This window comes from Stenotrophomonas sp. PA-6-5C (genome assembly GCF_021605635.1).
In the GTDB taxonomy this organism is placed as follows: Bacteria; Pseudomonadota; Gammaproteobacteria; order Xanthomonadales; family Xanthomonadaceae; genus Stenotrophomonas; species Stenotrophomonas lactitubi.
The window spans coordinates 16962-29738 of record NZ_WKEE01000030.1 but is presented as its reverse complement, the minus strand read 5'-3'; the positions used below and the strand labels follow the sequence as shown (position 1 = coordinate 29738).

Sequence of the window (12777 nt, the reverse complement as noted above, 5' to 3'; positions counted from 1 at the left end):
TCCGGTGTGGTGGGCCGTGCATGGAAGTTGACAAACGGTCGTCGTCCACCGAAAGAATGTGACAACGTTGTTCCCAGCCACTCTCCGACGCCGTGTTCTGCGGCCGTCGCCGCAGGAGCCTTCCTGATGTCAGCCGTCCCCGCTGCAAGCGCACGCCCGAACGTGGCCTCGTCCATCGCCATCGTCGGCGTGCTGTTTTTCCTGATCGGCTTCTTCACCTGGCTCAACGGCCCGTTGATCACCTTCGTCAAACTCGCCTTCGAGCTCAGCGAGGTCGGCGCCTTCCTGGTGCTGATGGTGTTCTACCTGTCCTACTTCTTCCTGGCCCTGCCGGCGTCGTGGATCCTGCGCCGCACCGGCATGAAGAAGGGCCTGAGCCTGAGCCTGCTGGTGATGGCCGGCGGCGCGGCGTTGTTCGGTGAATTCGCCACCCAGCGCTGGTATCCCGGCGCGCTCGGCGGCCTGTTCGTGATCGGCAGTGGACTTGCCTTGCTGCAGACCGCGATCAACCCGTACATCTCCATCCTCGGCCCGATTGAAACCGCCGCACGGCGCATCGCGATGATGGGCATCTGCAACAAGATCGCCGGCATCCTGGCGCCGATATTGATCGGCACCCTGGTGCTGCATGGCATCGGTGACCTCGACGCTCAGGTGCAGGCCGCCGATGCGGCCACCAAGACCACGCTGCTCAACCAGTTCGCGGCCAAGATCCACGCGCCGTACCTGGCCATGGCCGGCTTGCTGGTGGTGCTGGCGGTGGCGGTATTGTTCTCGCCGCTGCCTGAAATCAAGGCCTCCGAGGCCAATGCCACCCCGGCCGGCGCACCGGGCAAGGCCGAGCGCAGCAGCATCTTCCAGTTCCCGCACCTGTGGCTGGGCGTGCTGTGCCTGTTCGTCTACGTCGGCGTGGAAGTGATGGCCGGTGATGCCATCGGTACCTACGGTCATGGCTTCGACCTGCCGCTGGACCAGACCAAGATGTTCACCGCGGTCACCCTGTTCGCCATGCTCATCGGCTACGTGGTCGGCCTGGCGTTGATCCCGCGAGTGGTCTCGCAGTCGCGCTATCTGACCATCTCCGCGGTACTGGGCGTGGTGTTCTGCCTGGGCGCCTTCTTCACCCATGGCTATGTGTCGGTCGCCTTCGTGGCGCTGCTGGGCTTTGCCAACGCGATGATGTGGCCGGCGATCTTCCCGCTGGCGATCCGTGGCCTGGGCCGCTTTACCGAAACCGGTTCGGCGCTGCTGGTGATGGGCATCGCCGGCGGCGCGATCATTCCGCAGCTGTTCGCCGTGCTCAAGCAGCACATCGACTTCCAGCTGGTGTTCCTGCTGCTGATGGTGCCCTGCTACCTGTACATCCTGTTCTACTCGGTGGTCGGCCATCGCGTCGGCCTGCCGCAGGACAAGGGCTGATCGGCGATGATGGACGGCAGCCAACCCCAGGAAAAGCCGATGCGCAGAGCGACCATCAAGGACGTTGCCGAAAAGGCCAAGGTCTCGCTGAAGACGGTGTCGCGGGTGATCAACAACGAGCCCTCGGTGATGCAGGCCACCCGTGCGCGGGTGCTGCGTGCCATTGCCGAGCTCGATTACGAACCCGATCCCTCCGCGCGCAACCTGCGCAGCGGCACCACCTTCGTGATCGGGCTGGTGTACGACAACCCGAACCCGTACCACATCATCGGCGTGCAGAACGGCGTGCTCGCCGCCTGCCGTGAAACCGGCTTCGGCCTGCAGATCCATCCGTGCGATTCCAGTTCGCCGCTGCTGGCCGATGAGCTGGCCGACTGGGTGCAGCGTTCGCGCCTGGCCGGGCTGGTGTTGACCGCACCGATGTCCGAACGCCGCGACCTGATCCAGGCGCTGACCGCGCGTGGCATCAAGCTGGTGCGGATCATCGCGGCCACCGAAGATCCGGCCGATGGCGCCTGCGTGTTCGTTGACGACCGCGAAGCCGCCTACGAAATCACCGAACACCTGATCCAGCTGGGCCACCAGCGCATCGGCTTCCTCTGGGGTGGCACCTCGCACCGGTCGTCGGGCGAGCGCTACGCCGGTTACGAGGCTGCGCTGAAGGACTACGGCATGACCGTGGACAAGCATCTGGTGGTGCAGGGCGACTACACCTTCGACGATGGCTTCCGCGGTGCGCGGCGCCTGCTGGCACTGCGCGAACCGCCCACCGCCATCTTCGGTTCCAACGATGAAATCGCCGCCGGCGTGCTGGCCGCCGCGAAGTCGGCCGGCATGAACGTGCCCTACGACCTGTCCATCGCCGGCTTCGAGGACAGCCCGTTCTCGCGCCAGTCGTGGCCGCCGCTGACCACCGCCAAGCAGGCCACCGAAGACATCGCCCGCCATGCCGCGCGCCTGCTGATCGCGCAGCTGCGCAGTGATGCCTACGACGACGCGCCGGCGCCGCTGCACAACCAGGGCTTCGTGCCACAGCTGGTGGTGCGCGGCTCGACCGCACCGATGCGGCCTGCCGCTGCCCGTCCCCTTCCTTCCGATCCTTCCTGAGCCTGCCATGTCGCTGTCCGACCCCACCGCCACCCTGATGTTCGCCGAGGCCGCCGAAGCGGCCGACGTCGTTGCCCGCCAGTTCGCCCGCAACCATGCCGTGATGGAAACGCTGGCAGCCAGCCTGCGCGCTGCACCGCCGCCGTTCGTGGTGACCTGCGCACGTGGCAGCTCCGACCATGCTGCGACCTACGGCAAGTACCTGCTGGAGACCCAGCTGGGCCTGGTCGTTGCCTCGGCCTCACCGTCGGTGGGTTCGGTCTACGCCGCACCGTTGCAGTTGCGCGGTGCGTTGTTCATCGTCATTTCGCAGTCCGGCAAGAGCCCGGACCTGCTGCGTAATGCCGAAGCTGCCAAGGCTGCTGGCGCGCGCGTGGTGGCGCTGGTCAACGTCGAGGATTCGCCGCTGGCACTGCTTGCCGATACGGTCATCCCGCTGCATGCCGGCGTGGAGAAAAGCGTGGCGGCGACCAAGAGTTACCTCGCCTCGTTGTCCGCGCTGCTGCAGCTGGCGGCGTACTGGAAGCAGGACAGCGCGCTCCGCAATGCCCTGGACCTGCTGCCCGATGCGATGCGCGAGGCCTGGCAGTGCGACTGGAGCGCAGTGACCGATGGCCTGGTTGAGGCCAACAACCTGTTCGTGCTCGGCCGTGGCCTGGGCCTCGGCGCAGCGCAGGAGGCGGCGCTGAAGTTCAAGGAAACCTGCAGCCTGCACGCCGAGGCCTACAGCTCGGCTGAGGTCAAGCACGGGCCGATGGCGCTGGTCGATCGCGGCTTCCCGGTGCTGGCCTTCGCCCAGCCTGATGAAACCGGTGCCGGCACCCGCGCCGTGGCCGAAGAATTCACCGCACGCGGCGCCCAGGTGTGGCTGGCCGGTGCCGGCGGCAACCTGCCGGTCGCTGCCGCGCCGCATCCGCTGTGTGCGCCGCTGCTGACGGTGCAGAGCTTCTACCGCGCGATCAATGCACTGGCGCTGCGCCGCGGCTTCAACCCGGATCTGCCGCCGCATCTGAACAAGGTTACGGAGACGGTGTGATGGCAACCGTCCTGCGCAATGCCCGCATTCTTGCCGGCGATGAGTTCCGCGACGATCTTGCGGTCGTGATCGAAGACGGCCACATCAGCGCGCTGCTGCCCGACGCTGCACCGCAGCTGGGCACGGCCGACGAGCAGGTGGACCTGGGGGGCGGCTGGCTGCTGCCCGGCTTCATCGACGTACAGGTCAATGGCGGTGGTGGCGCGCTGTTCAACAACACGCCCGACGTAGAGGCGTTGCGTACGATTGCGCGTGCGCATCGCCGCTTCGGCACCACCGCGATGCTGCCGACCCTGATCAGCGATGACCTCGGTGTGATGCGCGAGGCAATCGGTGCGCTGCGCGAGGCCATTGCACAGGGCGTGCCGGGCGTGATCGGCATCCACCTGGAAGGGCCGTACATCGCACCGGCGCGCAAAGGCACGCACGACGCCAGCAAGTTCCGCGTGCCGGACGCGGAAGAGATCGACCTGGCGTCGTCGCTGGACAACGGCGTGACCCTGCTGACCCTCGCGCCGGAGCGCGTGCCGCTGGAGACCATCCGCGCGCTGGTCGAACGCGGGGTGATCGTCGCCGCTGGCCACACCGCCGGCACCTATGAAGAGATCCGTGCCGGTCTTGATGCCGGCGTGCGCGGCTTCACCCATCTGTACAACGCGATGTCGCCGCTGCAGGGGCGCGAGCCCGGTGCGGTCGGCGCGGCGCTGGAAGATCGCGACAGCTGGATCGGCATCATCGTCGATGGCGTGCACGTGCATCCGGCCAGCCTGCGCGTGGCGCTGGCGGCCAAGCCGCGCGGCCGCCTGCTGCTGGTGACCGATGCGATGCCGCCGGTCGGTGCGGACGATCCCAGCTACGTGCTGTATGGCGAAACCATCACCGCCATCGATGGCGTAGTGCGCAACGCGGCGGGCTCGCTGGCCGGTTCGGCGCTGGACATGGCCACCGCCGTGCGCAACACCGTGCAGCTGCTGCGGCAGCCGCTGGCCGAAGCCGCGCGCATGGCCTCGACCTATCCGGCGCAGTTCCTCAATGTCGATGATCGCCTGGGTCATATCGCCGAGGGCTACCAGGCCGACCTGGTGCTGCTGGACGATGCACTGCAGGTGCGTGGTACGTGGATCGCCGGCCAGTACGAGGCGGCTTGACGATGAGCAGCACGCCGCCACGCCGGTTGGGCTCGATCGACGCCCTGCGCGGCATGACCGTGGCGGCGATGCTGCTGGTCAACAACCCCGGTGACTGGAGTGCGGTGTTCGCACCGCTGCGCCATTCCGAATGGCACGGTTGCACACCGACCGACCTGGTGTTCCCGTTCTTCCTGTTCCTGGTGGGCGTGTCGATGGCCTTCAGCGTCGCACCGCGCGCGCTGGATCCAGCTGCACGGCCGGCACTTGCACGTGGCGTGCTGGAACGCGCACTGCGCATCGCCATCGCCGGTGTGCTGCTGCACTTGCTGGTGTGGTGGGCACTGCATACCCATCACTTCCGCATATGGGGTGTGCTGCAGCGCATTGCATTGTGCGCGGCAGTGGTGGGCGTGCTGGCGGTGTATGCGCGCCCGCGCGTGCAGGTGGCCGTGCTGGTCGCGTTGCTGGTGGGGTATGCGGCGCTGCTGCTGGGCGTGGGTGACCTGGCGCCGTGGACCAATCCGGCCAGCCGTCTGGATACCACCTTGTTCGCGCCATGGATCTATCAATGGCAGGCCGATACCGGTCTGGGCCATGACCCGGAAGGATTGCTGAGCAGTCTCGGCGCGTTGGCCAGCACCGTGCTGGGCCTGCTGGCCGGCGGCCTGCTGCGCAGTGGCCGCGCCGGTGCATTGGCTGCGCTGGGTGCGATCACCGCCGTGCTCGGCCTGCTGCTGGCGACGGTGCTGCCGCTCAACAAGCAGCTGTGGACGCCCAGCTACGTGCTGTGGACCGGGGGCCTGGCCGCGCTGGCGTTGTGGCTGGGTCACGTGCTGATCGACCGCAAGGGATGGCCGGCGCTGGGCCGGCGCTTCGGCGTCAATGCAATCACTGCCTATCTGGGGGCTTCGGTGATGTCGGTGATCCTGCTGGCGACCGGTGCCTGGGGGTGGGTCTGGCAGCAATTGGCCGCGGCGATGCCACAAGCGCTGGAGCTGGCCTCGATGCTGCAGGCGTTGGTGTTCGTTGCGCTGTGGTGGGGTGTGGCGTGGTGGCTGGACCGACGTCGCATTTATCTGAAGATCTGAGTGCGGGCAAAGGTCGTAGCGAACGGCTCATCCACGCATGGCGTGGATCTACTGTGCTGGTGGGCTGCGTGGATGCTCTTGGCGAGCCAATGATGGTGAACGCATTCATCGATATGCGGGCCGCGTGAGCACTTCCCGGTTTCACATCGAAAACGTGACCGCTTGCCTGCAATTTCACCTATCGAAATCATTCATGGCAGTGGCAGACTGCGTCAGCAGCGCCGTACATAGCATCCGCAGTTCCTGATCCCCGACCCAGGAGTGCCGTATGTCCCATGTCGTCCCGCCCGGGTTCCGCCGGCGCCGTTTGACCGTTTCCCTGGTACAGATCCTGGCGGCGCCGTCGCTGCTCGCACTGGCCGCCCCGGCAGCCTGGGCGGGATGCGATGCCTCCGCCCCCGTCGCCGGGCAGACCGTCACCTGTAGTGCGGCCGCGCCCAACCCCGATGCAACGCCGGTCACCCTTGGCGCTGGAGCCAGCGGCGTTACCGTGAACGTACAGAGCGGCGCGCAGCTGAGTACCAGCAACGCCAACGCCATCTACGTCGCCCCTACGGCCGGCGGCACCATCAACAACCAGGGCAGCATCGCGGCCAGCGGCACCGTCGGCAGCGGCACCGCCGGTGGCATCAATGCCGATGCGGTGGTGACGGTCAACAATGCCGCCAGTGGCAGCATTTCCTCGGCACAGGGGTACGCGCTGTATCTGCAGGGCGGCAGCGGCGTGGTCAACGACGGCCAGATCAGCGCAGCTGCTGGCTGGGGCATCGCCTTCAAAGGTGCAGGCGACAGCAGCGTGGTCAACCGCGGCACCATCAGCGGCGGCACCGGCGGCGTGCAGTTCGGCGCCGGCAACGATCGCCTGCAGATGCTGGCCGGCAGCATCACTGGCGCCGTCCAGCAGGGCGACGGCAACGACGTGCTGCTGCTCAACGGCGGCACGATCGGCAGCCTCGATCAGGGCAGCGGTGATGACCAGCTGACCGTCAACGGCGGCACCATCACCGGGCTGGTGACGCAGTTCAGTGGTCGCGATGATTTCGTCATGACCGGCGGCACCATCGGTGCCCTGCAGCAGGGCGACAACATCGATACCTTCCGCATGAGCGGTGGCCGCATCGTCGGCGCGTTCGAAGATGGCGACCAGGCGTGGATGACCGGTGGCCGCATCGGCCGGGTCAACATGAAGCTGGACAAGAACCTGTGGGACATGTCCGGCGGCACCGTCGACGGCAACGTGGTTACCGGCTTCGACACCGACACCATCATCATATCCGGCACCGCCTATATCGGCGGCAACATCAGCGTCAGCGGCGGCAATGACAGCGTGACCATCACCGATGGCACCGTGCGTGGCCAGGTGCTGTTGAGCACCGGCAACGACACCTTCAACTGGAGCGGTGGCGGCATCGTGTACGGCGCCATCGACGCAGGCGCCGACGACGACGTGGCCACGCTGAGCAACCTCAACCAGGGCAACATCGGCGCGGTACCGCTGTTCGACGGCGGCAGCGGCAATGATCGTCTCAGCTTCAGCAACGTCAAAGGCAGCGGCGTCGCGCGCTTCCAGAACTGGGAAGCGATCAGCCTGGCCAGCAGCACCGAGCTCACCTTCGATGGTGATCTGGTGCTCGGTGACAGTGTCAGCGGTACCGGTTCACTTACCGTGGATGACACCAGCACGATCTATGCAGGCAGCGGTACGCATGCAGTGCGTCCTTTCAGCGGCAGCGCGTTGGCCAATGTGGTCAACGCCGGGCGCATCGATCTGACCGGCTCCGCGCCGGGCGATGTGTTCACCGTGCGCGGCAACTACCGTGGCGATGGCGGCGGGCTGTACCTGCGTACCGTGCTGGCGGCGGACAACGCCACCAGCGACCGGCTGGTGATCGATGGCGGCACGGCCACCGGCAGCACCGGCATCGGCATCCTCAACGCGGGCGGCAGCGGGGCAGCCACGCTGGTCGACGGCATCCTGGTGGTGCAGGCGCTGAACGGTGCCACCACGGCGCCCGGTGCCTTCTCGTTGTTCGCACCGGTCTCGGCCGGCGCCTACGAGTATTTCCTGTTCAAGGGCGGCGTCAGCGCCGGCACCGGCGAGAACTGGTACCTGCGTTCGACAGTTGCGGTCGGGCCGGCCCCCGCACCGAACGGTGGCGGCGAAGTGGTTCCACCGCCACCGCCGACACCGCCGGTGGCGCCACCGCCGCCGATTCCACCGGCACCACCACCGCCACCGGAAGGTGCCATCGATCCGAACCTGACCGCCGGTGAGACAGCGCCACCGCCGCCGCCGCCGGAACCGCCGCCCGTGGCCCCGCCCAGCGATCCACCGGTGCCGGACGTGCCGGTGGCCGGGGGCAGCCTGCCCGGCACCGGTGCGGCGCCGCCCAATGCGGGAGCAACGCCCGCCGCACCGGACGAGAACGGCCTGGTGCCGCTGTACCGTCTGGAAACCGCTGCCTACGCCGTGGTGCCCCCGCTGCTGCGCGAGACCTCGCTGGCCAGCCTGGGTACCTTCCACGAGCGCCAGGGCGAACAGCGCCTGCTGTACAGCCAGGGCGCGTTCCGCACCGCATGGGGGCGGCTGGTGGGGCAGAGCAGCGAGATCCACTGGAAGGGCGATGCACGGCCCGGCTTCGATGGCGACGTGATGGGCGTGCAGGCGGGCCTGGACGTATGGGCCGCTGCCGCCGACAGCCATCGCAACCAGATTGGCGTGTTCGTCGGCCGCACCCGCGCCGATGGCAAGGTCACCGGCCTGGCCGTGGGCTGGGACAACGTGCTGGTCGGCCAGAGCCGGTTGGACGACAAGCACGTGGGCCTGTACTGGACGTTGACTGACAGCAGCGGCGGCTACATCGACGCGGTGGCGATGCAGAGCCGCTACGACGGCCGCACGCGTTCGTCGCGCGGGCTGGGCATCGACCTCGAGGGCGATGGCACCACGCTGTCGCTGGAAGCGGGCAAGCCACTGCTGCAGTTCGGACAGTCATCGTGGTGGTTGGAGCCGCAGCTGCAGGTGATCTGGCAACGCAGTTCGCTGGATGACCAGCGTGATCTGGTGTCCACCATTTCCTTCGACAACGACAACGCCTGGACCGGCCGCGTCGGCCTGCGCCTGGCGGGCGACTATCAACTGTCTGACAACGGCTGGCAGCCGTACTTCAAGTTGAATTACTGGCACGGTCGCTCGGGCGAGGACCGCATCCTGTTCGACAACGACGCGATCATCAATTCGCAACGTTCGCGCGCACTGGAAGCCGGTGTCGGCGTGGTCGGGCGCTTCAACCGCACGATCAGTGCGTATGCCGTCGCCGACTACACCCGCGAGGTGGGTGGCAGCGACAACGGCAAGCGCCGCATCATCGAAGGCAACATCGGCCTGCGCGCGGATTGGTGACGCCCGCCGCTTTGGCTGCTTTGGTGGGTGCCGACCTTGGTCGGCACGAATCCCTCAGGCGTAATGACCCGCTCTGGTAGGTGTCGACCTTGGTCGACACGAATCCAACCGGCGCCATGACCCGCTCTGGTAGGTGTCGACCTTGGTCGACACGCCTTGGCAGCAGTCAATCAATTCCCACACACCTGCATCACAACGGCGATCGACCCAGCAACGTACCTGCGTGATCGGCCAGCAGCTGCACCGCATGCAGCAACCCTTCCTCCGTCAGCGGCGGGCACTGCGCCTCCGCGTCGTCCAGTTCACGCGCGGCCTGTGTGGCCAGCAACACACCACCCAATGCCGACAATGCCAGCAGGCAGCGCGTGGTCCCGGCCAGATCGCGCGCACGCGCCGGCGTGATGCGCAGTTCCGTCCACGGCTCGCCGTCGGCGGCGTGGCAGCGCGTGACGTCGCGTAACCGCTTGAAAAAGGCCGGCGTGGGAGCGGCTTCATCCGCTTCGGTCAGCGCGTCTTCCAGTGCCTCGGCAGTGGCGTTGGACAGCTGCAGGTCGGGCAGGGCATCACCCAGCAGTGTGTGCAGGCGCGGATAGGTGGGGTAGAGCTCGGTCATGGCAACAACCTCACAGGGCTGGGCCACCTGCGGGATGCAAGGTGGCGGGCGGTGCGGGTTGGCGTGCCGGTCAAAATCCAAGCGAAAAAGCCGACGGATCGCGAGGATCCCCACGCACCGCCCGCCATGGGCGAGCAGGTGCATTGTCGTGATTGCCGCTGGAACGGCAATCTGATCGCTTGAATATTTGATTCGGGACGCCAATCCCGGCCAACGCAAAGCGCGGTGGCAGAACAACCTTCGTGCTTTCACCCGCGCGATGACATGAGCAAAGTTGTAAATCGCAATCCGATACAAATGTGCCTGATGCGACACGCTGCGCGTATCCCGAGGCGGTATGCTGCGGTACCCACCAATGACGAAGGAACGTCAAATGCACCTTGATATCCGCCCGATGGTCGCTGCACTGGGGGCGCTTTTCTTCATCGCGATGCCAGCGGTGGCAGGGGAGCCCATCGAACTGCCAACGCCGCAGGCGCAAGCCGAACTGCTGGATATGCTGGAGCGCGAGGCCTTGTACCGTGACCGCGTGGAATGGCCAGCCATCCGCGCGCGCCTGAAGACCGCGCAGGGCGATCCGGGCAGGACGCGTGACGTTCTACGCGAGGCGATTGACCGCAGCTCCGGTGGTCATGGCCGCTGGATCAGTTCCCAGCGGCTGCAATTGGAGGCGCGGCGTCTTGATCGCTCCAATGCCGCAGTGGCCACCGCGCCGGAAGCGCCTGTGCCGGTCGATTTACTGGATCGGCGCATCGGCTGGATGGGGATCGAAGGCTATTCCGCCGCCCCGGGCCCAGCCGCGCGCGAACAGATGAAGGCACGTGCCGCACGCTGGCAGGCGATCATCGGTGACAAGGACAACGGCAACCGCTGCGGTTGGATCGTTGATCTGCGCGGCAACACCGGTGGCAACATGTGGCCGATGCTGGTGGGTGCAGCGCCGTTGCTGCGTACCTCGGCGAACGATGACGAAGACGTCGGCTCCTTCGCCACCGCCGAGGGGGCGCAAGGCTGGCAATCGACTGCGTCCGGCGTGCGCCTGGGTTCGCGTGCAATCGTGGATCTCGGTGCACCCGGCTACCGTTTGAAGAACCCAGGTGCGCCGGTAGCCGTGCTGACCGGTCCGCGCACCGCCAGTTCCGGTGAAGCCACCGTGCTCGCTTTCCGTGGCCGGCCGCAGACACGCAGCTTCGGTCTACCCACCGCCGGCATGTCCACTGCCAACGTGGTGCGGCCGTTGGTCGATGGCAGTTCGCTGGTGCTGACCACCAGCGTGATGCGGGATCGCAACGGACGTGGCGATGGGCTGAAGATCGCGCCGGACCGACCCATCGAAGGCGATGCTGAAACCGTCGCGGCGGCCCAGCAATGGCTGCTGGCCCAACCCGCCTGCCAGGGCAGCTGATCCATGATCCTGATCGGCCAACAGGAACGGGTAGTGGTGGTCGGCCCCACCGAAGCACACCACTGCCTGCGCTGCCAGGCTGAAACCGAGTTCGCCCCGCAGCTGCGCTACAAGATGGCGCGCATCGACCTGCTGTTCGGCTTCGTCTACCAGCGCCGCTACGAGCTGGCCTGCACCGGCTGCGAGCACGGCTGGGTGCTGGATACCGAAAGCATGGACCAGCAGCTTGGCGGGGTGCCGATCCCCTGGCGGCATCGCTTCGGCCTGCCGGTGATGCTGGTGGTGGTGGCCGGGCTGGCAGTGGCAGGGTGGATGTGGCGGATGGGACACGGAGGCATCTGATGGGTCATGATTTGCATATGTCCCATATTGGGACTAGGATGCGCCCGTGAGAGTCTTCGCGCTGTCTACGCTCAGGCGCTACTGGGAGAGGTTTCCAGAGTGCGAGCAGCCGCTGAAGGCTTGGCACGACGAAGCGAGGCGCGCCACCTGGGCGAGTCCGCATGACATCCGCAGTTGCTATGCGAGTGCGAGTTTCATCGGTAGCAGTCGCGTGGTTTTCAACATCAAAGGCAACAGCCACAGGTTGATTGTCGACGTTACTTATCAGCGTCAGATGGTCTACATCAAGTTCATCGGCACCCATGCCGAATACGACCGGGTTGACGTAGCGACCGTGGAGGAAAAATGAACATTCGTCCCATTCGCACTGAAGATGACTACCAGAACGCGTTGCGCGAGCTGGAGGCCTATTTCGACAACGAACCCGCACTAGACAGTGAAGAAGGCGACCGGTTCGAGATTCTCGCCACCTTGGTGGAGGCCTACGAAGCGAAGCATTACCCGATCGAACTGCCGGACCCCATCGAGGCAATCCGCTTTCGCATGGAGCAGGGCGGTCTGACCGTCAAGGACCTGGTGCCCTCCATTGGTCAGCTCAACCGCGTGTATGAGGTGTTGAATCGCAAGCGTGGATTGACCCTGGAGATGATCCGCAACCTGCACCGCAACCTGGGTATTCCGGCGGAAAGCCTGATCGGCCGCTGAGGTCCATCCCGATGCGGGATGGGGTGTGCGTAGCCTCGTGCAGGGCCTGCTAAAGTTGCAGCCAGCAATCACGTACCGGAACCGACCATGGACCACGAAATGCCGTTCGAACCCGCCAACGACCTGGAAGTGCGCCTGCTGCAGGCCCAGGACGGAACCCTTACGGCTTCTCAGTTCCTCGACGGCCTGCTGACCGCGCCGGTGTTCGTGCTGCTGGACAAGGCCATCGGCGAAGACGGTGCCTGGGACGAGAGCATTTCGCCGCTGGTGCTGACCAGCGAGGGCGGCGAGCCGATGTTCGCGGTGTTCACTGCGCCCGAGCGCGCGGAAATCTGGCACGAGCAGTTGCCGCAGTTCGCCCATGCCATGCCCATCGCGGTGCATGCGCTGCTGTCGGGCATCGGCGAGGGCGTCGGCCTGGTGCTGAACCCGGGTCTGGACGTGGGCATGGAGATGATCCCCGACGCGGTGGCGCAGCTGAAGGAACGTGCTGCGGCGATCACACGTGGGATGGCGCACTGATAAAGCT

The 12777-nt window shown here is 66.3% G+C and carries 12 protein-coding genes; 11 read left to right on the top strand and 1 reads right to left on the bottom strand.

Translation table 11 applies throughout. From position 1 onward, the window contains the following. Positions 1-126: 126 nt before the first annotated feature. The 6 genes from GIW57_RS13720 (at position 127) to GIW57_RS13695 (ending at position 9183) form a co-directional block, all read left to right on the top strand. Entirely contained in the window at positions 127-1419 is a 1293-nt protein-coding gene (locus tag GIW57_RS13720; RefSeq protein ID WP_236511544.1) for a sugar MFS transporter, read from the top strand. Positions 1420-1458: 39 nt separating this feature from the next. Continuing rightward, positions 1459-2526, top strand: coding sequence for a LacI family DNA-binding transcriptional regulator (locus GIW57_RS13715; RefSeq protein WP_099821016.1), 1068 nt, complete (start codon positions 1459-1461; stop codon positions 2524-2526). Between the two features lie 7 nt (positions 2527-2533). Beyond that, complete coding sequence (locus GIW57_RS13710; RefSeq protein WP_100462542.1) at positions 2534-3562, top strand: SIS domain-containing protein; 1029 nt, start codon at positions 2534-2536, stop codon at positions 3560-3562. Continuing rightward, on the top strand, positions 3562-4710 hold the full coding sequence (gene nagA / locus GIW57_RS13705; RefSeq protein WP_100462546.1) for an N-acetylglucosamine-6-phosphate deacetylase: 1149 nt from the start codon (positions 3562-3564) through the stop codon (positions 4708-4710). The genes GIW57_RS13710 and nagA overlap by 1 nt, the downstream gene beginning before the upstream one ends. Before the next feature lie 2 nt (positions 4711-4712). Beyond that, entirely contained in the window at positions 4713-5780 is a 1068-nt protein-coding gene (locus GIW57_RS13700; protein WP_236511542.1) for a DUF5009 domain-containing protein, read from the top strand. A 268-nt stretch (positions 5781-6048) separates the two neighbouring features. After that, positions 6049-9183, top strand: a complete 3135-nt coding sequence (locus GIW57_RS13695; protein ID WP_100462552.1) for an autotransporter domain-containing protein — start codon at positions 6049-6051, stop codon at positions 9181-9183. 190 nt (positions 9184-9373) lie between these two features. On the opposite strand, the gene GIW57_RS13690 is transcribed toward GIW57_RS13695, so the two are convergent. Beyond that, positions 9374-9796 (bottom strand): hypothetical protein, encoded by a 423-nt coding sequence (locus GIW57_RS13690; RefSeq protein ID WP_236511540.1) that lies wholly within the window; start codon positions 9794-9796, stop codon positions 9374-9376. Between the two features lie 373 nt (positions 9797-10169). On the opposite strand from GIW57_RS13690, the gene GIW57_RS13685 reads away from it, so the two are divergent. From GIW57_RS13685 to GIW57_RS13665, 5 genes are all read left to right on the top strand, one after another. Continuing rightward, complete coding sequence (locus tag GIW57_RS13685) at positions 10170-11201, top strand: S41 family peptidase (protein ID WP_236511537.1); 1032 nt, start codon at positions 10170-10172, stop codon at positions 11199-11201. 3 nt (positions 11202-11204) lie between these two features. Beyond that, positions 11205-11543: a hypothetical protein gene (locus tag GIW57_RS13680; protein WP_236511535.1), complete on the top strand. Its 339-nt coding sequence runs from the start codon at positions 11205-11207 to the stop codon at positions 11541-11543. Positions 11544-11589: 46 nt separating this feature from the next. Then, a complete protein-coding gene (locus GIW57_RS13675; RefSeq protein WP_100462569.1) occupies positions 11590-11892 on the top strand; it encodes a type II toxin-antitoxin system HigB family toxin in 303 nt (100 codons plus the stop codon). Next, positions 11889-12248, top strand: a complete 360-nt coding sequence (locus tag GIW57_RS13670; protein ID WP_100462573.1) for a transcriptional regulator — start codon at positions 11889-11891, stop codon at positions 12246-12248. Before GIW57_RS13675 ends, GIW57_RS13670 begins: the two co-directional genes overlap by 4 nt. An 87-nt stretch (positions 12249-12335) precedes the next feature. Then, a complete protein-coding gene (locus tag GIW57_RS13665) occupies positions 12336-12770 on the top strand; it encodes an SseB family protein (RefSeq protein ID WP_236511533.1) in 435 nt (144 codons plus the stop codon). The last annotated feature ends 7 nt before the right edge of the window (positions 12771-12777 follow it).

Excerpts from the sequence above, each read along its gene's own strand:
- GIW57_RS13720 (WP_236511544.1), top strand. The coding sequence starts at position 127 with ATGTCAGCCGTCCCCGCTGCAAGCGCACGCCCGAACGTGGCCTCGTCC.
- GIW57_RS13715 (WP_099821016.1), top strand. The coding sequence starts at position 1,459 with ATGCGCAGAGCGACCATCAAGGACGTTGCCGAAAAGGCCAAGGTCTCG.
- GIW57_RS13710 (WP_100462542.1), top strand. The coding sequence starts at position 2,534 with ATGTCGCTGTCCGACCCCACCGCCACCCTGATGTTCGCCGAGGCCGCC.
- nagA (WP_100462546.1), top strand. The coding sequence starts at position 3,562 with ATGGCAACCGTCCTGCGCAATGCCCGCATTCTTGCCGGCGATGAGTTC.
- GIW57_RS13700 (WP_236511542.1), top strand. The coding sequence starts at position 4,713 with ATGAGCAGCACGCCGCCACGCCGGTTGGGCTCGATCGACGCCCTGCGC.
- GIW57_RS13695 (WP_100462552.1), top strand. The coding sequence starts at position 6,049 with ATGTCCCATGTCGTCCCGCCCGGGTTCCGCCGGCGCCGTTTGACCGTT.
- GIW57_RS13690 (WP_236511540.1), bottom strand. The coding sequence starts at position 9,796 with ATGACCGAGCTCTACCCCACCTATCCGCGCCTGCACACACTGCTGGGT.
- GIW57_RS13685 (WP_236511537.1), top strand. The coding sequence starts at position 10,170 with ATGCACCTTGATATCCGCCCGATGGTCGCTGCACTGGGGGCGCTTTTC.
- GIW57_RS13680 (WP_236511535.1), top strand. The coding sequence starts at position 11,205 with ATGATCCTGATCGGCCAACAGGAACGGGTAGTGGTGGTCGGCCCCACC.
- GIW57_RS13670 (WP_100462573.1), top strand. The coding sequence starts at position 11,889 with ATGAACATTCGTCCCATTCGCACTGAAGATGACTACCAGAACGCGTTG.
- GIW57_RS13665 (WP_236511533.1), top strand. The coding sequence starts at position 12,336 with ATGGACCACGAAATGCCGTTCGAACCCGCCAACGACCTGGAAGTGCGC.